The organism is Bacillus sp. FJAT-26390, assembly GCF_001682865.1.
GTDB lineage: Bacteria > Bacillota > Bacilli > Paenibacillales > Paenibacillaceae > Pristimantibacillus.
In genome coordinates this window covers 684,726-710,410 of record NZ_MAQX01000032.1, presented here as the reverse complement: position 1 = coordinate 710,410, position 25,685 = coordinate 684,726, and the positions used below count along the sequence as shown (strand labels likewise).

The following is a 25,685-nucleotide window of genomic DNA, read 5'->3' as shown; positions in this document are numbered from 1 at the left end:
AAGAGCGCCGGTTGCGGCGCTCTTCTTTATCGTGGTATCGCTTGTTTATAGCGCTTGTCCGCCTTCCAAGGCGACTTTTATTCGTCCGTTTGTCTCCAGCACCTTCACCTTTACTTTGCGGCCAGGCTGGTATTGCGGATTGTTAACCATATCGATGACCGTTTTTACGATTGCCCGGTAAGGCTCGGCATGCTCTCTTGGAATCGTTAATCCGATAAAAACCTCGGGATAACCGTTGATCTCCGTATTGGTTTGCCGAATGGAGCTTACGGTAGCGTCGAATGGAACGCCATTTTTCAAAATATGTTTGACTTCAAGGTTATCTTGGAATGACTGCCTGATGACCATGAAGGCGAGCAGGCAAAGCGGCAAAGAAATCAGGATGACAACAACCAACGATATGCTTTCACCAGTACTCATGTAGCACCAACTTTCATGGACCATGATGGGCTTAGCTTCTTGCTTTTTTGCAGTATATCTAATTCTATGAGAAGCATAGCATAACAAATGCCATTTGGAAATATTTCCAAGGTCTTATAAAAGAATAGGTACTTTAGCAACTGTGAAAACGGTAATAAGTCTATTCTATACAAGACAAGAAGACTGTCCTATAAGGTCGTTTGACCCGGAACAGCCTTCTTAATAATTGATGTACCTATGTTTTTGCATGATGCTAAAGGAATGTCGTCTTTTTTACGAAGCTTTGAGCGAGATGGTCGGCATGCAAGTCTTTATTATTTTTCTTGTAGTTTTCCAGTACATCAATGAGATAATCGTCCGCAGGGTTGTTGGAGCGGAAAATAAATTGCTCTTTGTTCTCGATACGCACATCGTGGCCGCACTGCTTCAGGCATTCCTCATAATCCTGAACGGTGGGCTGCGTATTTTCCTCTAAGTAAATAAGTCCGGTAAGCATCTTAGTTTCCGTGCCATGGATAATCTTGAAATAGACGGTATGTTCCTTTTTCACACCTATTCCTCCTTAGCTTCATAACGAAAGTATTGTTATTATTATATTAAGCTCTACAAGCCGCTCGGAAGTATGCATATTGTGAAAGCTTCTTGAATGTCGCTTGAAATCAAACAAAGCTGCGAAGTCCTCGGACAACGCAGCTTTTATTCATTAAGTTGCTATACCTGTGCTACTTTAATCAAGTTGGTAGCTCCGGCTTGGCCAATTGGAACGCCTGCGGAGAGAACGATGATATCGCCTTCTTCAATCAGGCCAGTCAGCTTGGCATTGCGGGTCGCGGATTCGAACATTTCGTCCGTTGTTGTTACTGCGTCGCCCTTAACCGGAATGACGCCGGAGAGCAGACAAATCTTTGGAAGCACATGGTCATGCTGCGTGATCGCAATAATCGGCGCCATCGGACGGTATTTGGATACCATGCGCGCAGTAAAGCCGCTTTCTGTCGACGTAAGAATCGCTTTTGCGCTCAGTTCAAGCGAGGAGCTTACGACGCCTTGGCTGATAACCTCGGTAATGTTCGTGCTTTGCTGTGCTCTTTTTTTGTCGAACTGCTCTTTGTAGTCGATCATGGATTCGGCTTTTTTCGCGATGGAAGCCATCGTCCTAACAGACGGAATCGGATATTTGCCGGCAGCTGTCTCGCCTGAGAGCATGACAACGTCTGCGCCTTGGATGACCGCATTGGCTACGTCGCTGACTTCCGCTCTTGTTGGACGCGGGTTAACCTGCATCGATTCAAGCATATGTGTAGCAACGATAACCGGCTTGCCTACGAGGTTGCATTTGTTGATCATTTCACGCTGCATCATCGGCACATCTTCAATCGGCACCTCTACGCCAAGATCTCCGCGCGCGACCATAATGCCGTCGGAAGCTTCGATGATCGCATCAAGGTTGAGCATGCCCTCTTCATTTTCGATTTTGGAAATGATTTGCACATGTCCCGCATTCGCTTCCTCAAGAATGTTGCGGATTTCCAAAATATCCTCTGCTTTTCTAACGAACGAAGCGGCAATGATCTCAACATTATGTTTGAGGCCAAAATGGATATGCACAACGTCGCGTTCGGTTACGCCTGGCAGCGTCGTTTTGATACCTGGCAGGTTGACGCCTTTGCGCGGTTTCAAAGTGCCGCCGCTAACGATTTTGCAGCGGATTTCAGTTCCGTCTACGGAAAGCACGGTAAGGTCAACCAATCCATCATCAATCAAAATCCGGTCACTCGCCTTTACGACAAGCGGCAGCTCGGAATAGTTAACGGGCAGGCGAGTCGCATCGCCCAGCACATCCTCCGTCGTTAGAATCAGCTCTTCGCCGATAACCAGCTCGCATGAAGCCTCTTTCAGCTTGCCGATCCGCACCTCAGGTCCTTTAATGTCCATCATAATCGGCACGAAAGTGTTAAGCTCCCGCGCGGCTTGCCGTATATTATTCATTCGCATGACATGATCTTCTAATTCGCCGTGAGCCATATTCAGTCTACCAACGGTCATCCCTGCTTGGATCATTTCTTTGATCGTCGAAACGGAGTCGCAAGCGGGACCCATTGTACAAATAATTTTTGTTTTTAGCATGTTGTAGGCCTCCTCGTTTTTTTCATTGTAACGCTAATGCTCGAAAGGCAATGAGAACTATAGTACAATGAATGTACTATAGTACAGTTTCGGGGAGGGTGTATCATGATAGCCATTTCGGATGCTCATCAGGACAATGGGGCGGCTTGGTACGAGGAAGGAGGGGGGCGTGAGCACGCCTTTCACCTCTCGCTTGTGACGTATGGGAAATGTGTATATTGGGTGAACGAGGAGAAGGTTATTGTGGAGAAAGGGGATGTGCTCCTCATTCCGGACCACATTCCGTTCTATGGCAAAAGCATCCCTACGGTTGTGCACACGAAGTACGTGATCAACTTTAGAAGAAATACGGCAGAGTGCGGATTAACGCTGCTTCAGCTCCAAGAGCCATATAAGCAAAGGCTCGGTTGCTTTGAGGTTGTGCAGGAGCGCCTTCGGGGCATTTTGACGCAGCATAAAGAAAGGCCCGCCTACTTTGAGCTGATGGCGGAGGCGCTGCTGATTGAAGCGCTGATCTTTTTGAATCAGGAGAAGGATCGCGGCATGATCTCCTCCGAGAAGCACCGGCGCGTAGACAGCATGAAGCAGTACATTTCCACCCATTACCGTGAGAAGGTGACCAAGGAAGAGCTGGGCGATGTCATCAACACGACGCCAAATTACGCCGCAACCTTGTTCAAGTCGGTCACCAATCAGACGATTAGCGAATATGTGCACAATCAACGGATGAAAACGGCGATCTACATGCTGACCGAGTCGCAGCTTATGATCAGCGAAATCGCTGATTACTTAGGCTATAACGATGTCTCCTATTTCTACCGCATTTTTAAGCGAAGCACGGGAAGCTCGCCGTCCGACTTCCTGCATGAGCGATCCTCTACCGAATAAAAATGGGTATCCGCCGCGGTTGACATATCAGTTTGTTCGGATTAAAATTTAGCCATAAATAGGCTTCGACCAAAGACATGATTACCTATACGAGCTGTCCAGAGAGAGAGGCTAAGGCTGAGAGCTTCTCCAGCAACCGATTGTGTAATTACCCCTTTGCAGCCGTGTTATGGAACCCGCTGCTCTAGCTGGCGGTTGTAAATAACACCGTTTCATCCCCGTTATCGGATGCTCAATAAGGATCTTGCTTCAGCTGAATGCCTGGCGATTAGCCAGTTACATAAGGCAGCAGATCGAATGAGGGTGGAACCACGAGCTGAACGCACTCGTCCCTTTGCGGAGAGATGTGTTTTTTTTGCGTTCTACTAATTCGATCGGAGGCTGCATGATGAGTATTGCAATTACATTACCGGATGGAACAGTTAAGGAGTATGGGCAAGGGACGACCGTCTTGCAAGTTGCCGAGTCCATCAGCATTGGGCTTAGAAAAAACGCGGTAGCGGGCAAAGTGAACGGCAAGCTTGTCGATTTGAGCCAGCCTATTGACGCAAGCAGTCATGTTGAGATCGTAACGCTCGATGGGGCAGACGGGCTTGAGCTATACCGCCATAGTACAGCTCATGTTATGGCGCAAGCCATTAAGCGTATTTATGGGGAGAAGGCTGTGAAGCTGGGAATAGGACCTGTCATCGAAGACGGCTTCTACTATGATATCGACATCGAGAAGCCGCTATCGACTGATGATCTTACAGCGATTGAAGCGGAAATGAGCAGAATCGTTCAAGAAGATCTGCCCATTACAAGGCGGGAAGTAAGCCGCGAGGAAGCAACGGCGTTTTTTGCCAAGCTGGAAGAGCCGCTCAAGCTGGAGCTGATCCGCGATCTGCCGGAGGCGTCTGTCATTACGATGTACGAACAAGGCGAATTTGTTGATCTATGCCGAGGGCCGCATTTGCCGTCCACTGGGCGGATCAAGGCGTTCAAGCTGCTTAACGTTGCCGGAGCTTACTGGCGCGGCAATTCAGACAATAAAATGCTGCAGCGGATATATGGCACCTCTTTCCCTAAGAAAGCACAGCTGGATGAGCATTTGCATCTGCTTGAGGAAGCGAAGAAACGCGATCACCGCAAGCTTGGCAAGGAGCTTGAGCTATTCATGTTCTCCGAGGAAGCGCCGGGCATGCCTTTTTACCTTGCTAATGGCATGACGATCCGTACGGAGCTGGAGGATTTTATCCGGGAGCTGCAGCGGCAGCGGGATTACGAGGAAGTACGGACGCCGTTTATGATGAACAGGCGGATGTGGGAGCAGTCGGGACACTGGGACCACTACAAAGACAATATGTATTTCACGGATGTTGACGATACGAGTTACGCGCTGAAACCGATGAACTGCCCAGGGCATATGCTTATTTTCAAAAATAGCCTGCATTCCTACAGGGAGCTGCCGATTCGCGTTTCGGAATTCGGCCAGGTTCATCGGCATGAGTATTCAGGCGCGTTGAATGGGATGATGCGCGTGCGGACATTTTGCCAGGACGATGCCCATATCTTTGCTAGGCCGGACCAGATTCAAGAGGAAATTAGCCGCGTGATTGCTTTGATTGATCACGTGTATGGCGTATTCGGCTTCGAATACAAGATCGAGCTCTCGACAAGGCCGGAGGACTACATGGGCTCAGATGAGCTGTGGGATCAGGCGGAGCAATCGCTGAAGAGCGTGCTGGATCGCAGCGGCATTCCGTATAGGGTGAATGAAGGCGACGGCGCGTTTTATGGGCCGAAGATCGATTTTCACATAATGGATGCGCTAAAGCGCAGCTGGCAGTGCGGCACGATACAGCTTGATTTTCAAATGCCGGAGAAATTCGATTTGACTTACATCGGCGAGGATAACCAGAAGCACCGTCCCGTCGTCATTCACCGTGCCGTATATGGATCGGTTGACCGCTTTATCGGCATGCTGACTGAGCATTACGCAGGCGCGTTCCCGTTATGGCTGGCTCCTGTGCAGGTGAAGCTGCTGCCTGTCTCGGAGAAGTATATCGATTATGCGCTTCAAGTGAAGCAGGCGCTGACGGAAGCGGGTATCCGGACACAGGTGGATATTCGAAACGAGAAGCTGGGCTATAAGATCCGCGAGGCAGGGCTTGCAAAGGTTCCTTACACGCTCGTTCTGGGCGAGAATGAGAAAAATGCAGGCACGGCGGCAATTCGAAAACGCGGCGAGGGAGACCTCGGGACGGAATCCGTCAGCGAGATCGTGCTGCGTATAAAGGAAGAAATCCGGGTTAAGTCATAGTTGATGGCTAAGCCGGTGTTTGAAAAAGCAGCTCACGCACGAAAGAGAAGCGATTAGGGGATTTGAATAGGGTTCCCGCAGCTTAAACGAACGAGCCGTAGAAGTGATTCTACGGGCTCGTTTTTCTTTTTCAGCCACTTGTTGCCGTGCACGCGTACTAAAAGCAACAGTAGCGGCGCTGATGGTTGGAAGGCTTGTCTGTCTACCCCGCCAACCCCCAACCCACCCGCCAACAACTTAACAGGAAAAACTCCTGTTATTTCAAGAGATTTCACGCCAAATGGAGTATTAGAAGGATTTTCTCCCGTTAATTTTCTGCATTTCGGCTAACTTCGGGTGCAAGCGCTCCTTTTAACGGGAGATTTTCCAGCTAAATTGTCTTTTCGCCTCCATATTGAAAATTTAGAGGGAGATTTTCCTGCTAATTCTGTTCACACGCAACGGTTCGAAGATGAAGTCAGATGAGTAAAGCTCCTATGAGTTGGCATAGCATTAGGGGATCGAATAGGAACCCCGATTGACCATGTCTCTCTTATGCCTGTCCAACTGCAACGGGCGGAGGAGGCTAGCGTACGTGGACGAAGAAGATTATCATAATTCCACTGCTCTAATGGGCGACGCTTCTTTTATTTACCCTATTTTGGAAGCGCTAGCATCTATATGATAAATAAATCGTTGACAGAAAGCTCCGCTTTAATCTATAGTAACTACATCGGAATAATAAGAAATTGAGCTGATTAGACGACTAAAAGCTCTTATTTGACAGAAAGGCCATGCGGGCCGGGTTCTGTTTAATAAGAGCTTTTTTGTTTGTCTAGACGCTTAATGAGCCTCAACATTATGAAGCAGGGGGACTTTGAAATGAAGCAAAAAATGGTGTTTATCGTGCTGACGTTGGTGTTGACGTTCACACTTGCAGCTTGCAGCGGCAAATCGGACACAAATGAGGGAGCAGGTGCCGGCGATGGCGAAAAAGCAACGTTAAAGGTAGGCATATCGGCAGGCGTCGAGGAAGAGATCTGGGCACAGGTGAAAGAGGTTGCCGCCAAGGATAACCTGGATATCGAGCTCGTTGTATTCAATGACTACGTGCAGCCTAACAAAGTGCTGGCAGAGGGCGAGCTTGATGCCAATGCGTTCCAGCATGAGCCCTATTTGGACCAATTCAAGAAGGACAACAATCTTGATCTTGTAAAGATCGCCAATACGCTTAATTTCCCTATCGGTTTCTATTCCGAGAAGATCAAAGCGGTATCGGAGATCAAAGAAGGCGACGTCATCGGATTGCCGAATGATCCAACGAACGGCGCTAGAGCGTTAATCCTATTCGAGAATGCCGGCCTTATTAAGCTGAAGGAAGGCGTTGGCATTAAAGCGACTGTGCGCGATATCGCAGAAAACAAGCTGAACCTGAAATTCGAAGAGCTGGATGCTGCGTTCATACCGAAGGCGCTAGGCGATTTGACTGCGGCGGTTATTAACACGAACTATGCGGTGGAAGCGGGCTTTGTACCAACGAAGGATGCAATCTTCATCGAGCCTAAGGACTCGCCGTGGGTCAATATTATTGCGGTAAGAACCGAAGACAAGGATAAGCCCGTATTCCAAAGACTCATTAAAGCGTATCATTCCGATCAAGTGAAAAAGTTTGTAGAAGAAAAATACGGCACTTATATCGTAGCGTCTTGGTAACTAGGTAAAGGGCAGGTCTCTTCTTAAGGGAAGAGGCCTTTTTTAACATTTTAGCAGAGGAGCGTTCATACCGTGATCTGGATCGAGAATGTAAGCAAGACGTATCAGCAAGGCAATCAAGCCGTCCACGCGGTCAAGGATGCCAATCTTCATATTCGCAAAGGCGAGATATTTGGCATTATCGGCTACAGCGGGGCAGGCAAAAGCTCGCTTCTGCGCTGCATCAACTATTTGGAGAGGCCTACTGTCGGCGTGGTTCGCGTCAATGGGACGGAGCTGGCGAAGCTAAATGAGCAGCAGCTGCGCATGATGCGGCGCAAGATCGGCATGATTTTTCAAAATTTTAATTTACTGATGTCGAGCACCGTTTATCAAAATATAGCCGCGCCGCTCGTGCTCGCTGGCATGCCGAAGAAGCAGGTCGAAACGAGAGTAAGCGAGCTGCTGTCGCTCGTCGGGCTGGAGGACAAGAAAGGGGCGTTTCCCGCCCAGCTGTCGGGAGGCCAGAAGCAGCGCGTAGCCATTGCAAGAGCGCTTGCCAATGAACCGGAAATTTTGTTATGCGATGAGGCAACCTCGGCGCTTGATCCGCAAACGACGGATTCGATTCTCAATCTGCTGCAGGATATCCATCGAGCCTACGGAATCACGATCGTGCTCATTACCCATGAGATGTATGTCGTTAAGAAAATATGCGACCGAGTAGCGGTAATGGAAGATGGTCTCATTGTGGAGCAAGGAACCGTTCTAGAGCTGTTCACAAGCCCAAAGACGGATACGACCAAAAAATTTACCAAAAGCGTATTTGATGTTGATTTGCCGCAGGAGCTGCTGCAAAGTGTATGGCGCCGACCCCATTCGGGACAGCTGCTGCGCATTTCATTCGTTGGAGAAACGGTGAGCGAGCCGATTTTAGCGGATTTGACGGTGCGCTATCAGCTTCGGCCGAGCATTTTGTATGGCAATATTACTAAAATCAAAGACACGGTGTTCGGCTGCCTCATCATAAGCTTGCCTGGCGACCCTCCTGCCATACGGGAAGGCATTGCGTATATGGCTTCGCATGGCATGCAGGTGGAGGTGCTTGAGCATGCTGGGTAGCTTTTTCCAAAGTCTCATTGAAAATCAGGATCTATATACAGAAGCGATAGGCGAAACAGCGGCAATGGTCGGCTATTCCTTGTTCTTCTCAACCATAATCGGCCTATTTCTAGGCGTTTGCCTTGTCGTGCTGCGACCGAGCCATATTTATGCGAACAAAACATTTTATTATCTTTTGAATACGGCTATTAACATCGTCCGCTCCGTTCCCTTTATTATCATATTGATCGCGATCATTCCGATTACGAAATTTATTGTACACACGACAATTGGGGTGAAGGGAGCTATCGTCCCGCTAGTTTTCTATACGGCGCCTTATATTGCAAGGCTTATTGAATCAGCGCTGCTTGAGGTTAATCCCGGCGTAATCGAGGCTTTTCAAGCGATGGGCGCCTCGCGGCGGCAAATTATTTGGAAGGTGATTTTGAAGGAAGCGAGACCGGGTATTGTCCTTGGGTTGACCATTGCGACAATTGGTCTAATTGGGGCGACAGCGATGGCAGGGGTGATGGGCGCTGGCGGCCTCGGCGACGTGGCGATCCGTTATGGGTATCAGCGCTGGGAGCCTGATGTAATGTACGTGTGCGTCATTATCCTTATCCTGCTGGTGCAGCTAATGCAATCAATAGGCAATCGCATTTCGAAGAGGCTGCGCAAGCATTAGTTCACCCCGCACCAACGTCGATTATAAAAATAGGGCTGTTCTGACGTGGTTATCGTTCATCCATCCGTCAAAACAGTCCTATTTAGGTTTTTCCGCTAAGCCTGCTTGCTGCTGCTGCTGGTACGCCGCCGCTTGCGAAGCAGCAGGGCTAGCGGCAGCGCCGCTACAATTATGACAGCCGATAAGAGAAAGGCGTCATTGATGCTCATCGTATAAGCGTGTGGTTCAACAGGCTCGCTGCCCGTGCCTGAGGAACGTGCTTGGTGAATAGCCAACCGCGCATAGAACAACGAGGTGAACATACCGAGCGCCATTGCGCTAAATACTTGCCTGAGCCAGTTGATGAGTGCCGATGCGTGGCCGGACAGCTCCTTCGGAATGGCCATCATGCCGGCATTGGTTACAGGCGTAAGCGCCAGTCCGGTTCCAGTATTGCGTATCGCGATGATGATCATAATCGTCAGCAAGCTCGTAGTGAGCTGAAGCCGGCTGAACATATATGTTGTGAGAATGAGTATAGTGGAGCCTACTATCGCAAGCACAGCAGGGCCGAATTTGTTGTAATACCTGCCCGAGAAGAAGGTGGCGCAGGTTAAGCATGCCGCGCCCGGCAAAAACAGAAGCCCGATATGAAACGAGCTGAGATGATGAATTTGGCTCAGGTAAAGCGGAACAAAATAAATGCCCGAATACAGCGCAACAGAAAGGATAAGCGAAATAATCAAGCTTACCGTAAACGTTTTGTTGCGGAATAAACGAAGCTGAAGCAAGGGCGCCGGCGTGCGAAGCTGGTGAATGACAAACCATGCCGCACTACCGAGGCCAACGATGAGGCAGATCCAAAACGCGGCCGACCGCCAGCCCCAAGCGTAAATATTGCCGAATAGCAGCAATAACGAGAGGCTGCCAAGGGCTGCAAGCGCAAGGCCCGTGCGATCCAGCTTGGTTTCCCTGTTAACCGGATTGGAAGGGAGAATCCGGATGCCGATCATGAGCGCGAGAATGCCGATAGGCACGGTCACGAGGAAGATGAGATGCCAGTCATAGCCTTGCAGCCAGCCGCTGACCGATGGGGCAAGCGCCGTTCCTAGAATGGTGGAGAACGACCAAATGCTCACCGCGATGGGCTGCTTTTCGGGCGGAACGGTACGGTAGATCATGGCCAGCGATACCGGCTGAATAAGCCCGCAGAAAATGCCCTGCAGGATGCGAAACGCAATTAACGCGTAGATATTCCATGAAAGGGCGCATAGCACCGACGTAACGGTAATGCCGGATAGACAAAACAGAAAGACCTGCTTTCCTCCAAAACGATCCCCCGCGTAGCCGCTGGCAGGCGCTATAACGCCGCACGCAAGTGAAAACCCTGTTACAATCCACTGCACTTTTCCTAAATCGGTTTGAAAAATGCCAATGAAGCCGGGCAAGGAGACATTAAGCGAAACGACATGATACATGCCGACGAATGAGCCGAAAAAGAGGGTCGCAAGAGCTGGCCAAAATGACTGGTTTGCAGAAAGAGGCTTATTTAACTTTTCGGTTAGTCCGGCAGACAACCCTTCACCTCCTATTTTATTGGAAAAAAACGAATGGCTCGGAAGCATAAAGGCAGTATAGCACATTGGAATAGTGAGCTATTATTGAATATTTGTATAAAGCGATAGAACTATTTGTGGCTTATTGCTTACGAATGGCGTTGCAGAGACGGCTAAAGAGGGGCAGCGGGCATAACACAAAGAGAAGCAGCTTCATATGATGGAGGGTGTAGACCAATCAACGGATGAGCGTACGATGAAACGGATTATCGTGGGAGGGACTGCGGATGGCTATGTATCAAAATGTCCACGAGCTTATTGGCAACACGCCACTGGTTGAGCTTAAGGGGTATGGGCTGCCAAGCGGCATACGTCTTTATGCGAAGCTTGAATGCTTAAATCCGGGAGGAAGCGTCAAGGATCGGCTTGGCATCCAACTGTTGAACGAGGCGTTCGCAAACGGGCAATTGCTGCCCGGCGGCACCGTTATCGAGGCGACGGCCGGCAATACGGGAATAGGGCTCGCGCTGGCTGCAATCGGACGCGGCATATCAACGATCTTTGTTGTGCCAGACAAGTTTAGTACCGAGAAGCAGCAGCTAATGAGAGCGCTTGGCGCGCAAATTATAAATACACCAACGGAGCTTGGCATATTAGGAGCGGTGCAGAAGGCGGAAGAGCTGGTCGAAGAAATTCCAGGCGCCTATTCGCCCAGACAGTTCTCCAATGCGGCTAACCCGGAAACCTATTATAAAACGCTCGCGCCGGAGTTGTGGCGCGATCTGGGCTGCGAGCTTGACGTATTTGTCGCCGGCGCGGGCTCGGGAGGCACCTTCATGGGAACAGCCCGCTATTTGAAAGAGCAAAACCCCAATGTGAAGACGGTGATTGTGGAGCCTGAGGGCTCGGTTCTTGGCGGCGGAGCGCCAGGTCCGCACAGGACGGAGGGAATCGGTGTCGAGAAGCTGGCCCCGTTCATGGACAGCTCGTATTTTGATGCGATTCATACGATTTCGGATGAGCATGCTTTTGCAAGGGTGAAGGAGATTGCGCAGCTTGAGGGACTGCTTGTCGGCAGCTCGTCAGGCGCTGCGCTGCATGCCGCCTTGCTAGAGGCGGCGATCGCGCCGCCGGGCAGCCGGATCGTTACGATTTTTCCCGACAGCAGCGAACGGTATTTAAGCAAACATATTTATGGAGGTGCTTGAGCTGAAGCGTAAAACGAAGCTGATTCATGGAGGCATTCCATTTGATCCGCATACCGGCGCGGTTAGCGTTCCGATCTATCAAGTCAGCACCTATAAGCAGGACGATATCGGCGTGCATAAGGGGTACGAATATTCGCGTACCGGCAATCCGACACGTCATGCGCTCGAGCAGTATATTGCCGATTTGGAGGAAGGTGCAAGAGGGTTTGCCTTCAGCTCGGGAATGGCTGCGATCAACGCTGTTTTTTCGCTGCTGAGCGCGGGGGACCATATTATTTTGACCGATGATGTGTACGGAGGAACCTATCGAATCGTTACGAAGGTGCTCAGCCGGCTAGGCATTGAAGCGACCTTCGTCGATACGACGAGGCTGGAGGAAATCGATGAAGCGGTCCGGCCGAATACGAAAGCGCTATTCGTGGAGACGCCAACGAATCCGCTGCTTAAAGTGACAGATATTGCGAAGGTTGCAGATTATGCCAAGGTTAACCAATTGCTATTTATCGTCGATAATACGTTCAGCACGCCTTATTGGCAGACGCCGATTGCGCTTGGAGCGGATATTGTCGTTCATTCGGCTACGAAATACATTGGCGGACACAGCGATGTAGTGGCGGGCCTTGCTGTCGTGAATAGCGAGAAGCTCGGCGAGGAGCTTCATTTTGTGCAAAATGCTACGGGCGGCGTGCTTGGTCCTCAGGATTCATGGCTGCTCATCCGCGGTTTGAAGACGCTTGGCCTTCGCATGGAGGCCCATGAGGAGAATGCACAGGCAATCGTGGCCTATTTGACGGGATTGGACTCCATTAAGAGCATCCATTACCCCGGACTGAAGAGCCATCCCCAGCATGAGCTGGCGATTCGGCAGGCACGCGGCTTCGGCGGCATTATCTCCTTTGACGTAGGCAGTGCGGAGCGGGCATCGGAGGTTATCCGCAAGCTGAAATATTTTACGCTAGCCGAGAGCCTGGGAGCCGTTGAAAGCCTCATCTCTGTGCCTGCAAAAATGACGCATGCCTCGATCCCGCGCGAGCGGCGAGAGCAGCTGGGCATTACCGACGGTTTAATACGCGTATCGGTAGGGATTGAGGATAACGAGGATCTGATTGCTGATCTGGAGCAGAGCTTGAAAGGCTGATCCAACATTTGTTAGAGCGGCAAGATTGATCGAACCCGCAACTTATTCCATCCTAGTCACGTTAGTAGGGTACCCCACAAAAAACGACTAACGACAAAGGATGGTAGACAAATGGCGATTAAATCAAGGTTAAACCGAAATCTTTTGGTTGCTTCTATTGCGACAGCCGTACTTCTAAGTGCAGCGGTACCTGGAGGAACTTCATATAGCGCTTCAGCTAAACCGTCTGTCCCACTTCAATTTCAAATAGGCAGCAGCAAATCCATCGATTACCGCGGCGAGCATACGCTTGCCGCAGCCCCATACGTCATAAACGGAATCTCGATGGTGCCAGTGAGAGCATTGGCGGAGGGATTGCAGGCCAAGCTCGTTTGGGACGGTAAAACGAAGGGAATCACGCTGACTCGCGATGGGCTTACCGTGCAGCTGACGCAAAACAGCGATGCGGTAGTTGGCACGTTTATTAAAAACGTAAAGCTGCCTGCTAAAGTGACGGTTGTAAAAGGAAATATTTTCGTCCCAGCCAAAAGCGTGGCGCAATTGCTTGGCGCTAAGACAACTTGGGATGCGAAGCAGAAAAAAATATCGATTCAAACAAGCGAGGCCGCGATATCGTATCACTATACGTTTGATCAAGGCGAAGATGGCTGGAAGGGAGCTTTCGCTGACCTGCCCGTTGATTATGATCCGGCCATTTATGAGCTGAAATACGGCAGAGAGCTGCTGCCAGCAGCTAATAATAAAACCAATTATGGTTTGATGTTAAACGGAATGAATCGAAGCGATGATTTGTTTATGTATGTGACCAAAAAAATCGAAGGCTTGGAGCCGGGCAAAACCTATCAAGCATCGCTCTCCTTCCAGCTGTATACCGACCAATCCGGCGGAATGATGGGCGTTGGCGGAGCGCCTGGGGAAGCGGTCAGCATTAAAGCCGGCTTCGTGAACAGAGAGCCGGCAGCGACCGAGTCGAATGCGGAAGGCCAACCTCATTTCCGTATGAATATCGACAAAGGCAATCAGAAGACAGAGGGTGCTGATATGAAAATCGTTGGCAACATGGTGCAGCCTAATGATGCGCTGAAAGGTTTCCAACCGGTGGCCATGCAGCATGCAGCCACCCTTACCGCTAACGATAAAGGCGAAATTTACGTGATCGTGGGCAGCGATTCCGGATATGAAGGCCTTACTACTTTTTACCTAGATAATATGAAGGTTACGCTCCTGCCCCAAGGGTAATGTTTCAGCAAAAAAAAAGCGGCTCTGCTATGGCTCTATGCCGTTGTAGGACCGCTTTTTTTATTTGGAAACATTATGAAAATACCCGATCAAATGTTGATTTTCTTTTGGTACTTTTCTATTTTTGGGGAATCTCAATATTTATAAACGAATTTTAATAAAATTGGGAAGGATTGTGAGCAGTATAGCTAGAATAATTGGGTAATGTCCAACAAAATGGAAGCTCGCCCTCCTGGAAAGGTAACAACATGATAAATAACGATAGACTCATAGAGTCACATAAGCAATGCGTGCGGCTAGGCCTTGATTCAAAAGAACTACCTATTTTCCTTGAATGCTATACTGCCGCTGAGCTTGATGAGCAGCGCAGCCAATATAAAGAGATTATTGAGGTCATCGGTTTTTTTGTGGATAAATTTTTATCCTCTGTATCAGGAGATCCTTTTTTTATTGCGATTTCAGATCATGAAGGCCATATTCTTGAATTTAAAGGCGACCCGTCCATCATCGCTACGGTTCGGCAGCTAGGCATTATGGAGGGCGTTCGGTTCACGGAAGAGCTGGGTACGAATGCGGTCCATTTGAGCATATGCCACAATGAGCCTATTCAGCTTATCGGTAAGGACCATTATCACGAGGTGCTGCATGAGCTTGCTTGTTATACGACGCCTTTCCACAATCAGGGTAACGGACAGCTGCTCGGAACCCTCTCATTGATGACCAGTGTGCAATTCACCCATCCTCACATGCTTGCGCTTCTATGTACGATCGTCGATTCTATTGAACGCGAGCTGCTATTGCGAAAAAACAATACCCAGCTGCAAATCCTAAATCAGGTGCTGCTGGAGACCAACTATTATGGTGTGGTCATTACAGACGCGCTGGGAACAATTATAGATACAAACGATATTAGCGAATCCATTCTCAGCAATGGGTTAGACGGCGATCGCGGCTGCTTAGGTACAAGCGTTTTTGAAAGGAGCTTGATTGGCCCTTATTTCGAGCAGGTTATTAACTGCAGGGAGTCATGCGTAGGGATAGAGGTATCGTTGCAGGTTGGTACGATGCAGCACCATTATATGCTTGATGTAGTGCCTATCTATGATAATGATAACAAGCTTACAAGAGTAGTTGGCAGCTTGCGGGATATTACAGAGATGAAGATGACAGAGGAGCTGCTGCGGAATACGGAGAAGCTCTTGTTTGCAGGCCAGATCGCAGTCAGCATTGCACACGAAATCCGCAACCCGATGACTACGGTTAAGGGGATGCTGCAGCTGTCCAGTAAAACGACCAACCCTCATTATTATAACATGATGATGTCTGAGCTGGAGCGTATGAATGCTATCGTAGGCGAGTTCTTAATATTAGGGAGACCGCAGGCGGTCCAGTACAAAGAAGAGCTGTGCGGCAATATTTTGCTAGAGGTGCTGTCGGTATTTGAAATGCAATTTGCAATGAACGGCATTCAAATACAAAGCGATATTAAAGAGCAGAAGACGATACGTTGCGATCGCGATCAAGTGAAGCAGGTCATTTTGAACATCTTGAAAAATGCGATGGAAGCTCTTCCCTATGGAGGGGAGATTAACATTCGGCTGGATATCGTCGATGGGTATCAGCGGCTGCGTTTTGCCGATAATGGCGTTGGCATGACGGACGAGGTTCTGCAGCGTATTGGACAGCCCTTTCATACGACAAGGCGTGACGGCAATGGTCTTGGCATGATGATCGTGGACAAAATTATTTCCTCCCATAATGGCCGTCTTGTGCTGTCAAGCGAGCTTGGAGTAGGGACAACGGTTGAGGTGTGGTTCCCTAGCATATAAGACTAAGGTTATGCAGAAGCGCGTTCGGTTGCCGAGACGCGCTTTTTTTGCCGTGTTTATTTCAAGGAGGAGGCGATTTGCGCATCGACCTTGGCAATGATGGCCATCGCCTGCTGTTCATACGCGTACGTATTTTGTTTAAAGCCGATGATTTGCTGCATATAGGCGAGCATTCGTATGAAGGAGCTTTGCGTCGCTGTCGCGTCACCCTTTCTGACTACTTGCTTTAAAATAGATGCTTCCGCGGCGAACTGTTTTTTTGTGTGGCTAACGGAGCTGTTGGAAGCTTTAATCTTTATCTTGATGGGGTCGATATGGCTGAGTTGCTCGCGCAGCTTTTTTATCGTGTTAGCCGTGCTTGCTTTCCCGTTCTTAAGCGCGGCTTCCTTGCTGCGGATATCGAGCTTGGCAAGCTGAACGGCTGCTTTGGTCGTTTCGACCTGTGGCTTGAGCACATTAACAATGGTCTTATCCTTAAATGATTTGGCGATGCTTAGCTGCTGATTTAATGAGTCATACATTCTAAATAAAGGCTCATATTTCTTTTTTACCTGTGTGACGGCAGCCTCAAGCTTCAGCAGCTTATCCGCGTCTACTTCTTTTATTCTTTTGCGCGTTGCAAGGATAGCCTCTTCGTTTTGAAAACGCAGCTTGCTTATTTTAGAGTCCCAATCCAACGCCAGCTTCTGTGTGGTTTGCAATTCTGCGTACTGTGTCGTCAGCTTGGCTGCGGTCGTTTTGTCCGAAGCTCCTTTCATTTTGTCAAAGGCGGTTTTGACGGTAACGCTAAACTCGAATGAAGCGGCAGCATAGACGGAAGGATGAACAAGCGAGAGCAGAAGCGTGAGGGCAATCGATAATGCGGCAAACCTTGAACTAAAGCGCATAATGAGTGAAGCCTCCTTTTTTTATAGGCAAACAACGCAAAAAAAGCACCTGCAAGATAGGCGTCATACGCCATCTCTTACGGGTGCTTCCATCGTAAGCCGTACTTATTTAACTGATTTCTATCAATATACAGGATGCTTCCGTCTGTCGTCAAGAAGCGATTGGTTTGCTATAAAGCCGCGGGTTTCGCATACACGTCCGGCGTTTTGCCGATAATGGATTTGAAATCTTTTATGAAATGCGATTGATCGTAATACCCGAGATCGGCAGACAGCTTAAGCGGATCGTGGTGGCTGCCTGAATCTATAGCTTCAGCGGCGTTTTGTAATCGGTACAGCTTGATGACCCATTTGGGGCTTATCCCGACGTACTGATTAAATAAGCGCTGAAGCTTTCTTTTGTTTATGGCGAACAATTCGCATATTTGCTCTACTTTAGTTAACTCGCGATCCTCCTGGATGCGCGTTATGATTTGGTTGATATGCGTAATTGCATCATCATTCTTAGGAAGGCAACTTAGGAACAGGGCTTCCGTAAGCGCGATTTTGCGGGCTATATCGGTCGTGGAATGGAGCTCCTGCTCGTAGCGGGCAGCGTCGGTGCCAAATACAGCTTCAACGGAAAGAGCCTGATCCGTAAGGCTGGAGAGCGGCGATAGAACAAAGGGATAGAAGCCGCCGGGTTGGAATTTAACGCCGAATACTTGTCCCTTGCCTTCAATTTTCTTCGTATACATCCGGCTGGCTACGCCATAGATGCCGCTTCTATGATCCTCCATAACCATATTGACGCATGGGTTCGGAACAACATCCTGCAAATAAGGCGGCTCGCCTTCCAAATTCCAGCTCACGACCCAATAGTGTTTAATGAAGCGGCGAAGAGGCTCAGAGGGAGTATAACGGGAAAGCTGAAATTTTTTCTCGCCCTCGTTCATCTGCAAAATACCCATGCTGCGCTTTTGGTCCGTTGCGTTCATCAATGAATCACTCCTATTGGTCATTTTGTCGCGTTTTTACAATACTAGCTATTCGAATGGCGTTATACTACGTATGGAAGCGCCTATTGAGCACAAAGCAAACCCTATATGGATTCAGAAAAGGAGTGTATGTCATGGAGTTTAAATATGAGTTTTATATCGGAGCATCACCGGAGAAGGTATGGAGTGCATTTGTATCGCCGGAAGGAACGCGCCAAACTTTTTTTGGCTGCGTCATCGATTCTACCTTTGAAGTAGGATCTTCCTACCGGTATGTTGGCCCGGGTGCTGATGGTGACGAGACCGTTCACATCTACGGTACTATTTTAGCATATGAGCCGAATAAAATACTGAGCTATTTGGAGCATCCGGGGCCTTCTTACAGGGAGAACCATGCGGAGCTGGAATCTACGATCACCTTCAAGCTAGAAGAGGTCGGGGCAACAACGAGACTTACGGTAATCAATCATGCATTTACAGAAAACCATCCGGGGCTGGAGACAGTCGATAGCCAGTGGTGGATGATTCTAAACAATTTGAAAACCTTTATCGAGACAGGCAAAAACTTGGATTTTGGCTGGTAAGCATAAGGATAACCATAATAGGGCTGTTCCAAGAGGCGATGACCTTGAGGGACGGTCCTTTTTTTCGCTCGTTCGATGAGGAATGATTCCTTTTAAGCCCCTGATTCTTTATACTGTATAAAAAGGACAGGCGGCATACGTCTGCGACATCGGATAGGAGAGAAGACAGAATGAGCTATAAAATCGTTTTTTTTGACATCGATGGAACGTTGATCAATGAGCATAAGGAAATACCGGCAGATACGATCAAGGCAATTGCAGAGCTGAAGGAAAGCGGCGTTGAGCCGGTTATCGCTACAGGAAGAGCGCCATACTTTATTAAGCCGCTCGCTGAACAACTGGGAATTGAATCGTTCGTTTGCCTAAATGGCGGTTATGTTGTATATAAAGGAACCCCGCTATACAGGCGTGAAATTGAGAAAAGCCGCTTGGAGGCGCTCGTTAAGGTAGCAGCAGAGCATAATCACGGACTCGTTTTTGAAGGCGAGCATAACTATTTCGCGGACAAAGAGGATCATCCTTTTATTATCGAATCGGTTAATTCGCTAAAGGTTGATCTGCCGGGCTATAATCCTGAATTTTGGAAGACGGATGGCATTTATCAAGTATTTCTCCACTGCGAGAGCCATGAGGAGCATTTGTACGACGGGCTGCATTCGGAATTAAAGCTTATTCGCTGGCACCCGCAAGCTATTGATGTTCTGCCGGCAGGCGGATCGAAGGCGCAAGGCATCGAAGCGCTGCTGGATAAGCTTGGCCTTACTAGGGCTGATGCGGTCGCATTTGGCGATGGGCTGAACGACAAAGAGATGCTGGAGACGGTTGGTTTCGGCATCGCGATGGGCAACTCTCACCCGGAGCTGCTTCCATTTGCTGATTTTGTGACGACGCACGTGGATGAGCAGGGTATTCGGAACGGTTTAATTGAAGCGGGCTTATTGCAAAAATAGATCCATTCATGCCGGGCAATTAGCCGGTTCATATAAGCAGCAATGCGGCCCTGCCTCTTCTTGAGACGGGGCTGTTTGCACTTCATGGTCATGAATGGAACTTTCTGGGAACACTATTCGTAGATGATCTATAGAGTGCGTCAGGAGAGGCGGTTGTTTACATATGGATAGTTCGGGAAAACCTGATTATGCGCTGCGCGTCGCTATTTCGGAAGCGGGCTATGAGGAAGGCAAGCCCACTATACGCAGCATTAAGCTCGAAGTAGCGCCAGGCGAGCTGGTGGGCTTAATTGGGCCTAACGGAGCTGGCAAAAGTACGACGATCAAGACGATTCTTGGTTTAATGGCATACGTAAGGGGCGAAATCGAGATCGGCGGTCAAAATAAACGGTACGCCTATGTGCCGGAGCAGCCGGTGTTTTATGAATATTTTACGCTGTGGGAGCATTTGCATTTGGCAGCATCGGCGTTCGGAATAGAGGAGAAGGCGTTTGCTGCCAAAGCGGAGGAGCTGCTGGAGCAATTCCGTTTGACTGGGGAGAAGCATCATTATCCGACGCATTTCTCCAAGGGAATGCAGCAAAAGCTGATGCTCATCATCGCTTTTCTGCTTGAACCGGACATTTATATCGTCGATGAACCGTTTGTCGGCCTTGACCCGAGAGCTACGACGGATTTTTTAACGCTGCTTGATGGCGAACGGGCGCGCGGTGCAGGCGTGCTCATGTCGACTCATGTCCTTGACGCCGCAGAGCGGATTTGTAATGCGTTTGTCCTCATTAACAAAGGATCTGTCGTTGCACGGGGTACGCTTGGACAGGTTAGGCAAGACGCGGGATGCGCAGCGGATGCGACTTTGTTTGAGTGCTTTCACGCATTGACTTAAGGGGGCTGAATGTAATGCTTACACCAAGGCAGCTCTTCTGGATTCGCTTGAAAAAGAATGGGAAAGAGCAGCTCCGGGTTTGGAATAGCGTGCTCGACTGGTCGGTTTGGCTCTATTTGGTTATACCGGGCTTGTTCATTGGCGGAGGATTGTATAGGGAGATTTTGCTGGAAATGCCGGAATGGGCATTGAGCCTGCCATGGGCAAAGTTTTATCCTATTTTGCTTCTTCTTCTGTTGCTCTCCGGGCAGATCCGCATATTCGTTGAGAGTGCCGACCGATTGTTTTTGCTGCAGCGGCCGGAATGGCTTCGGACGCTAAAACGATGCGGATTCGGATATACGCTGGCGGTTAAGTTCGTTGTAATCGGATTGCCGTTTCTTCTCTTGCTGCCATTTTTGTTAAAGGCAGAAGGATTAACGGGACTGCAGCTTGTTCTAGCTTATGGCTATACCATCGTAACCGGCATGATACTGGCTATTGGCATTCATATGCTCCAAGGCAAGCTGGTCGGTTGGCGCAAGCGGTCGGCTCAATTGATGGCCTTGCTTCTTTTTATAGCCTTCTACCTCACTCCGATGCTGGCATGGACATACGATACAAAGCTGCTCGGCATATCCCTTGGCGCTGGCATTGTTGCGTTACTCGTTATGACGCGATTTGGCTTGCGGTCGCCCATTAACTTTGAAGCAGAGGTGAAGCAGGAGAGCGAGACGCGCCTGCGCAGCACGGAACTGCTCATGAGCCAGGTCATTGAAGCGAAGCCGCTCGTGCGCCTGAAAAGTCCGTTTCTCTTCCGCAGGTCCCAGCGCTTGTTCCGCAAATCGGACTCAGGAACTGTCCTCGCAGAGCTGAGATTAAAGGCGTTTTTGCGAGGTATGACCAACCTCAGGGTCTGGCTTAGTTTTATATCCGCATCAACAGTGGCCGTCTCGCTAGTGCCGGGACCGGTTGCGCTGTTTCTTGTGGCAGCGTTATCGCTGCTTGGCGCGGCGTGGCTTCAGCTCCAATGGAAGCAGTGGTTCGCGGAAGCGTTTATCGTACAGTTCCCATGGACATCTGGAAGCGCTAGGAGAGGGGCGGTCATTTCACGCTTTTGGCTGCTGCTGCTCCCTATGCTCCTGTGGTCCGCCATTGCCGGATATAAGCTGCTTGGCGTACAAGCTGCTATCATGGCAGCATTGCTTTGCTTTATCCTATGGGGCTGTATCAGCCTATTTACACTGCGCAAGTCAGCTGATTAAACAGCGTTAAGAAACAGGGTAAGGGGCCATGGCCAGTCACTGATCATGGCCTTTTTTTTCAATATAAATGTAACCGCTTTAACTAAATATTATCCAATATTTATTTCATTTATCGACAGTTAACGATGGGTGCAACGAAATAATAGATTTTTTTGTGTCGAATCGTGATGATTTATGATGAAGATTAAGATAAAGGTGTTGATCTTATAAATGGAAAATAGTAGAATGTTTCTAAATCAATCCAGTGATTGCCAGTATTATCTATGGAATAAATATGCATTATAAAAATAGAATATCAGGCAAAACCTCTGAAAAGTGGTGACGCAAAGCTATAGGGACTACTTCTTAACCGAGAAATGTCAGCCAGTTGCAACCGAAGCAAACGGTATAGCTATGACTATATAGCCGGTATCTTTTTTTTCTATGCCTATTTTTCCGTAGAGTGTATCTATGGAGAGATTTTAGAGATAGGAGAGAGAAGAGGGATCGTTCATGGATAAAAGCATTGGATCTGATATTCGCAATCTTTTCCCTAGTGATGATGGCAACTTGGAGCAACGTAATAAGTTGCTGGAACTATTTACTCAGCTTGTAACAGGTGTAGATGAGTTAAAAGATCCAGAATCGGTTTATCTGAAAGGTCAAAAAGAAAGAGGACCTTCTTTTTACAGTGATTTGGTAAACGAAAGTCGCATTCCCCGTACGGGCCAACCGCTTCAAGACGTGAACAAAGAGCTTCTGAAACTTCTTTACGCTCACCCTTATCATACGAAGTATTTTCTTACGAACATTTTACCGATGGCAAGCATACCTGGCGTGCTTGGCATGATCGCCGCATTTTTGGTAAACGGCAACAATCTTTGGGATGTATACGGGCCAGCTGGCGCTGAGGCTGAGGTCAAGGTTGTTACGATGATGTCTAAGCTTGTTGGATATAACGCTTCCGTAAGCGGAGGATATACGACCTGGGGCGGACAAGGGGCTATATTCACCGCGCTGCGGCTAGCTATCAACAAGAACTCTGCTGCCGCTTCCAAGAGCGGAGTGCCTAAGCATTTATATTCGTTTTGTTCCGAAGCGGCACACTACAGTTTATATAAATCGATGGAAGCGACCGGTCTTGGCAGCGACAACCTCATTAAAGTAAAAACGAATGAGGACAGCTCGATGAATGTCGCCGATTTAAAGGAAAAAATGGAGAAGGTTATTCAATCCGGAGGCATTCCTATCTTTATAGTCGCAACTACGGGAACAACCGATGCAATGGGCATAGACAACCTTGATGAAATTGCCGGAGCGGCTGAACAGCTTGCTAACGAATATGATGTTCCACGTCCGCATATTCATGCCGATTCTGCTCTTGGCGGATTTTTTGCCTTTTTTAACGATTATGATTTTATTGGCAATCCGCTCTCTTTCTCTCAGGGAGTGTTAACTAGTCTGCAAGACATCCAAAGCCGAATGAAGCATCTGCATCTAGCCGATTCACTTTGCTTTGACTTTCAGAAGCTGGGGCAGACGCCTTATTCGACAAGCTTGTTTTTGGTGAAAAATGCTGCCGATTTGAAGCTTGTGGATTTGGACCCGGACGAGACTCCGTACGTGGGGCATCGCGGATATGGCCAGTACCATACCAGCTATACGCTCGAATGCTCAAGAATGGGCAGCTCCATTAGCATATACAGCGCCTTGCTAGCGTTTGGCGTCGAAGGGTATCAACGGCTTTTGGCTCAATTTGTCGAGGTCAACCATACGTTCCGCCTTGCTTTGGCTCGCGAAATTCCTGAAGCCGTTATCGTTAATGCGGACAATCCGGGTATTATCACTCTGTTCCGAATCTATAGCGACGGTTCCAATGGCTATAAAAGCGAGCTAAGCGGGCAGCAGTCCTATGAACAAATTGCCCACACCAATGAGCTGAACGAAATCCTTTTTGAAATATTGGGAAAAGAGAGAGGGAAAATGTTTTTTGGCGATACGAAGAAACATCTCTATGTCCCAACGTCGGACGGAAAACGTCTCGCCCTGTTCGCATCCAAGCTATTTGTCATCTCTCCTTATACGCAAAAAGAGCATGTCGAAGAAATCGTTAGCTATTTAAAGCAGAAAGTGCAAGAAACATACACAGCATATCGTCGCATACATCCTGGGGGTATTGTCCATGAAGAAATCTATCATTAATTTTGCATGGCTTAAAGAGCATCTCTCTGTTAAAATCGCATTCAATATTTTTATTTTGCAGCTTATTACATGCATTGCCTTTGCTTTTTCGGGTTATGTCGTAAACCAGAATCTCACGGAAAGCTTAGTCGACCAATTCGATAAACGCCTCCAGACCGACATTCAAATCGCCTCGGATGCTTTTGCAGCCATACCCGGCACGGATATGGAGATAGCGAGTGCAGAGGATCCTAACTACACGAAAGTCAAAGCGGCATTTGAAAATTTAAAAGTAGAGCATAGTTTGGAAAATATTTATGTCTTGTCAAATAGTCAGCAAAAGGAACGTATTCTGATTTTATCTGGCTTACCTGATGATTTTGGAACGCCTTATCCTTTTACGAATGAGATGAAAGAAGCCGTAAGTGCAAATCAGCCTGTCATTAGCCCGATCTATAAGGACGAGTACGGCACGCACAAATCGATTTTTGTTCCGCTCACTAACCAGAAGAGCGAGGCTTACGGAATTCTTGGGATTGACTTGGATGCCTCAATCGTTCCGAAAACGACTTCCTCAGCAAAGGTTACCTCCCTCATCATAACGATAATGATGTTTGTTGTGGGCAGTGTCTTGGCCATCGTAATCAGCAAAATTATAACGAACCCATTACGTAAACTGATGGTTGCTACGGAAAAAATCGCTAAAGGCGATTTGCAGACGACGATCTCTGTCGCTAGCCGAGATGAAATCGGGAAGCTGGCGGGTTCCTTTGACTCCATGATTACAAGCCTAAAGGGTCTTATTCATCAGGTGACTTCATCCTCCACTCTAATAGCAGATACCAGCCAGCATCTGCACCAGTCTGCGGGTGAATCGACGAACAGTGCAGCGCAGGTAGCGGATTCTACGAACCGAATGAGCGACGGCATCAACCATATTGTCATCAGTGTGTCCAACAGCAATATGACCATTCTCGATATCGATTCCGAAATCAAAAGCGTATCGGGCGGCATGAAGGATATGCAAAGCATTGCGGCCCAGGTGCAAGAGCAATCGGAGCAAGGGCAAAATTTAGTCGAGCATACGTTAAAGCAAATGAATCTTATTAAGGTTGCGATGACCCATTCGCAAGAAGCGGCAGCAATGCTTGATGAGCGCTCCAAGGAAATAAGCGAGATTATTACGATCATTTCCGACATTTCCTCTCAGACAAATCTGCTGGCTTTAAATGCTTCGATTGAGGCGGCCCGCGCAGGAGAAGTCGGGCGTGGGTTTGCGGTTGTAGCGGGTGAAGTGAAGAAGCTGGCCGCTCAATCCGCCGAGGCTGCGCTATCCATAACAGAGCTCATTTCCAGCACGCAGGCTAACAGCAGGCTAGTCATAGAACGCATATCAGAAGGCAGCAACGCGGCCGATCAGGGCTTATCGTGGATTACGGGCACATACGACAACTTTAAAGACATTCACAGCGGCGTCTCGCACTTCTACGAGCATACGGATCATCTGCTGCACGCGCTGGATAAGGTGGACGATTCTTTCGGACAGATTTCTGGCGCTATGCAGCAAATTTCGGGAATTACGCAGGAGCAGGCTGCAGGTACGGAAGAGGTTGCGGCAGCCGCTCAGCAGCAAAGCGCGTCCATGCAGGAAATTTCTGCGTCCATTGCACAGCTATCCACGCTCTCTGTTGATCTTAAGGAATCGGTTAAGCATTTTAAGCTTGATAAACAAGGTCAAATTGCGGTGTAATTTCCTAGATGGATTAGAAACGCTTATGGACAGGCGGTTCATCGCAAGTCTATTAGGGTAAGGACTAGTAGAAAGCAGGTTAAGCCCAATGAGGGCTTCGACTA

Annotated in this window: 21 protein-coding genes and 1 riboswitch; of the genes, 15 read left to right on the top strand and 6 right to left on the bottom strand. The window is 48.6% G+C overall.

Annotated features, from left to right (window positions below):
* Positions 1–45: 45 nt before the first annotated feature.
* The 3 genes from A7975_RS23930 to pyk all read right to left on the bottom strand — a co-directional run bounded on the left by A7975_RS23930 (position 46) and on the right by pyk (position 2,547).
* Complete coding sequence (locus A7975_RS23930) at positions 46–420, bottom strand: hypothetical protein (protein WP_141680394.1); 375 nt, start codon at positions 418–420, stop codon at positions 46–48.
* A gap of 253 nt (positions 421–673) precedes the next feature.
* A complete protein-coding gene (locus A7975_RS23925; RefSeq protein WP_065386771.1) occupies positions 674–970 on the bottom strand; it encodes a hypothetical protein in 297 nt (98 codons plus the stop codon).
* A gap of 161 nt (positions 971–1,131) precedes the next feature.
* Entirely contained in the window at positions 1,132–2,547 is a 1,416-nt protein-coding gene (gene pyk, locus A7975_RS23920) for a pyruvate kinase (protein WP_065386770.1), read from the bottom strand.
* Positions 2,548–2,652: 105 nt separating this feature from the next.
* Between pyk and A7975_RS23915 the strand changes: the two genes are divergently transcribed.
* The 5 genes from A7975_RS23915 to A7975_RS23895 all read left to right on the top strand — a co-directional run bounded on the left by A7975_RS23915 (position 2,653) and on the right by A7975_RS23895 (position 9,194).
* The gene (locus tag A7975_RS23915) at positions 2,653–3,435 is read left to right on the top strand and encodes a helix-turn-helix domain-containing protein (RefSeq protein WP_053373114.1); all 783 of its coding nucleotides are present in this window, start codon (positions 2,653–2,655) and stop codon (positions 3,433–3,435) included.
* Between the two features lie 388 nt (positions 3,436–3,823).
* Positions 3,824–5,737 carry a threonine--tRNA ligase gene (gene thrS / locus A7975_RS23910; RefSeq protein ID WP_053373113.1) on the top strand — a complete coding sequence of 638 codons (1,914 nt, stop codon included), beginning with the start codon at positions 3,824–3,826 and terminating at the stop codon, positions 5,735–5,737.
* 861 nt (positions 5,738–6,598) lie between these two features.
* Positions 6,599–7,429, top strand: coding sequence for a MetQ/NlpA family ABC transporter substrate-binding protein (locus tag A7975_RS23905; RefSeq protein WP_065386769.1), 831 nt, complete (start codon positions 6,599–6,601; stop codon positions 7,427–7,429).
* 72 nt (positions 7,430–7,501) lie between these two features.
* Positions 7,502–8,530, top strand: a complete 1,029-nt coding sequence (locus A7975_RS23900; RefSeq protein ID WP_065386768.1) for a methionine ABC transporter ATP-binding protein — start codon at positions 7,502–7,504, stop codon at positions 8,528–8,530.
* A complete protein-coding gene (locus A7975_RS23895) occupies positions 8,520–9,194 on the top strand; it encodes a methionine ABC transporter permease (protein WP_065386767.1) in 675 nt (224 codons plus the stop codon). Before A7975_RS23900 ends, A7975_RS23895 begins: the two co-directional genes overlap by 11 nt.
* 95 nt (positions 9,195–9,289) lie before the next feature.
* Here A7975_RS23895 and A7975_RS23890 read toward each other — a convergent pair whose 3' ends face one another.
* Positions 9,290–10,750: a DHA2 family efflux MFS transporter permease subunit gene (locus A7975_RS23890; protein ID WP_065386766.1), complete on the bottom strand. Its 1,461-nt coding sequence runs from the start codon at positions 10,748–10,750 to the stop codon at positions 9,290–9,292.
* A gap of 266 nt (positions 10,751–11,016) precedes the next feature.
* On the opposite strand from A7975_RS23890, the gene A7975_RS23885 reads away from it, so the two are divergent.
* The 4 genes from A7975_RS23885 to A7975_RS23870 all read left to right on the top strand — a co-directional run bounded on the left by A7975_RS23885 (position 11,017) and on the right by A7975_RS23870 (position 16,143).
* The gene (locus tag A7975_RS23885) at positions 11,017–11,937 is read left to right on the top strand and encodes a PLP-dependent cysteine synthase family protein (RefSeq protein WP_065386765.1); all 921 of its coding nucleotides are present in this window, start codon (positions 11,017–11,019) and stop codon (positions 11,935–11,937) included.
* A gap of 1 nt (position 11,938) precedes the next feature.
* Positions 11,939–13,075 (top strand): bifunctional cystathionine gamma-lyase/homocysteine desulfhydrase, encoded by a 1,137-nt coding sequence (locus A7975_RS23880; protein WP_065386891.1) that lies wholly within the window; start codon positions 11,939–11,941, stop codon positions 13,073–13,075.
* 111 nt (positions 13,076–13,186) lie between these two features.
* Positions 13,187–14,314: a copper amine oxidase N-terminal domain-containing protein gene (locus A7975_RS23875; RefSeq protein WP_065386764.1), complete on the top strand. Its 1,128-nt coding sequence runs from the start codon at positions 13,187–13,189 to the stop codon at positions 14,312–14,314.
* A 248-nt stretch (positions 14,315–14,562) separates the two neighbouring features.
* Positions 14,563–16,143: an ATP-binding protein gene (locus A7975_RS23870; RefSeq protein ID WP_053373106.1), complete on the top strand. Its 1,581-nt coding sequence runs from the start codon at positions 14,563–14,565 to the stop codon at positions 16,141–16,143.
* A gap of 56 nt (positions 16,144–16,199) precedes the next feature.
* On the opposite strand, the gene A7975_RS23865 is transcribed toward A7975_RS23870, so the two are convergent.
* A complete protein-coding gene (locus A7975_RS23865; protein WP_065386763.1) occupies positions 16,200–17,030 on the bottom strand; it encodes a hypothetical protein in 831 nt (276 codons plus the stop codon).
* A 170-nt stretch (positions 17,031–17,200) separates the two neighbouring features.
* Positions 17,201–18,007, bottom strand: coding sequence for a helix-turn-helix domain-containing protein (locus A7975_RS23860; protein WP_065386762.1), 807 nt, complete (start codon positions 18,005–18,007; stop codon positions 17,201–17,203).
* Between the two features lie 134 nt (positions 18,008–18,141).
* Here A7975_RS23860 and A7975_RS23855 point away from each other — a divergent pair, with 134 nt between their 5' ends.
* From A7975_RS23855 to A7975_RS23830, 6 genes are all read left to right on the top strand, one after another.
* Complete coding sequence (locus tag A7975_RS23855) at positions 18,142–18,591, top strand: SRPBCC family protein (protein WP_065386761.1); 450 nt, start codon at positions 18,142–18,144, stop codon at positions 18,589–18,591.
* Between the two features lie 170 nt (positions 18,592–18,761).
* Entirely contained in the window at positions 18,762–19,541 is a 780-nt protein-coding gene (locus A7975_RS23850) for a Cof-type HAD-IIB family hydrolase (protein WP_065386760.1), read from the top strand.
* Positions 19,542–19,704: 163 nt separating this feature from the next.
* On the top strand, positions 19,705–20,427 hold the full coding sequence (locus tag A7975_RS23845) for an ABC transporter ATP-binding protein (RefSeq protein WP_065386759.1): 723 nt from the start codon (positions 19,705–19,707) through the stop codon (positions 20,425–20,427).
* 14 nt (positions 20,428–20,441) lie between these two features.
* Complete coding sequence (locus A7975_RS23840) at positions 20,442–21,671, top strand: ABC transporter permease (RefSeq protein WP_065386758.1); 1,230 nt, start codon at positions 20,442–20,444, stop codon at positions 21,669–21,671.
* Between the two features lie 288 nt (positions 21,672–21,959).
* Positions 21,960–22,046: riboswitch (cyclic di-GMP riboswitch) on the top strand.
* Positions 22,047–22,163: 117 nt separating this feature from the next.
* Complete coding sequence (locus A7975_RS23835) at positions 22,164–23,852, top strand: pyridoxal phosphate-dependent decarboxylase family protein (protein WP_065386757.1); 1,689 nt, start codon at positions 22,164–22,166, stop codon at positions 23,850–23,852.
* A complete protein-coding gene (locus A7975_RS23830) occupies positions 23,833–25,581 on the top strand; it encodes a methyl-accepting chemotaxis protein (RefSeq protein WP_065386756.1) in 1,749 nt (582 codons plus the stop codon). Before A7975_RS23835 ends, A7975_RS23830 begins: the two co-directional genes overlap by 20 nt.
* The last annotated feature ends 104 nt before the right edge of the window (positions 25,582–25,685 follow it).

Excerpts from the sequence above, each read along its gene's own strand:
- A7975_RS23930 (WP_141680394.1), bottom strand. The coding sequence starts at position 420 with ATGAGTACTGGTGAAAGCATATCGTTGGTTGTTGTCATCCTGATTTCT.
- pyk (WP_065386770.1), bottom strand. The coding sequence starts at position 2,547 with ATGCTAAAAACAAAAATTATTTGTACAATGGGTCCCGCTTGCGACTCC.
- A7975_RS23915 (WP_053373114.1), top strand. The coding sequence starts at position 2,653 with ATGATAGCCATTTCGGATGCTCATCAGGACAATGGGGCGGCTTGGTAC.
- thrS (WP_053373113.1), top strand. The coding sequence starts at position 3,824 with ATGAGTATTGCAATTACATTACCGGATGGAACAGTTAAGGAGTATGGG.
- A7975_RS23905 (WP_065386769.1), top strand. The coding sequence starts at position 6,599 with ATGAAGCAAAAAATGGTGTTTATCGTGCTGACGTTGGTGTTGACGTTC.
- A7975_RS23895 (WP_065386767.1), top strand. The coding sequence starts at position 8,520 with ATGCTGGGTAGCTTTTTCCAAAGTCTCATTGAAAATCAGGATCTATAT.
- A7975_RS23885 (WP_065386765.1), top strand. The coding sequence starts at position 11,017 with ATGGCTATGTATCAAAATGTCCACGAGCTTATTGGCAACACGCCACTG.
- A7975_RS23875 (WP_065386764.1), top strand. The coding sequence starts at position 13,187 with ATGGCGATTAAATCAAGGTTAAACCGAAATCTTTTGGTTGCTTCTATT.
- A7975_RS23870 (WP_053373106.1), top strand. The coding sequence starts at position 14,563 with ATGATAAATAACGATAGACTCATAGAGTCACATAAGCAATGCGTGCGG.
- A7975_RS23865 (WP_065386763.1), bottom strand. The coding sequence starts at position 17,030 with ATGCGCTTTAGTTCAAGGTTTGCCGCATTATCGATTGCCCTCACGCTT.
- A7975_RS23860 (WP_065386762.1), bottom strand. The coding sequence starts at position 18,007 with ATGAACGCAACGGACCAAAAGCGCAGCATGGGTATTTTGCAGATGAAC.
- A7975_RS23855 (WP_065386761.1), top strand. The coding sequence starts at position 18,142 with ATGGAGTTTAAATATGAGTTTTATATCGGAGCATCACCGGAGAAGGTA.
- A7975_RS23850 (WP_065386760.1), top strand. The coding sequence starts at position 18,762 with ATGAGCTATAAAATCGTTTTTTTTGACATCGATGGAACGTTGATCAAT.
- A7975_RS23845 (WP_065386759.1), top strand. The coding sequence starts at position 19,705 with ATGGATAGTTCGGGAAAACCTGATTATGCGCTGCGCGTCGCTATTTCG.
- A7975_RS23840 (WP_065386758.1), top strand. The coding sequence starts at position 20,442 with ATGCTTACACCAAGGCAGCTCTTCTGGATTCGCTTGAAAAAGAATGGG.
- A7975_RS23835 (WP_065386757.1), top strand. The coding sequence starts at position 22,164 with ATGGATAAAAGCATTGGATCTGATATTCGCAATCTTTTCCCTAGTGAT.
- A7975_RS23830 (WP_065386756.1), top strand. The coding sequence starts at position 23,833 with ATGAAGAAATCTATCATTAATTTTGCATGGCTTAAAGAGCATCTCTCT.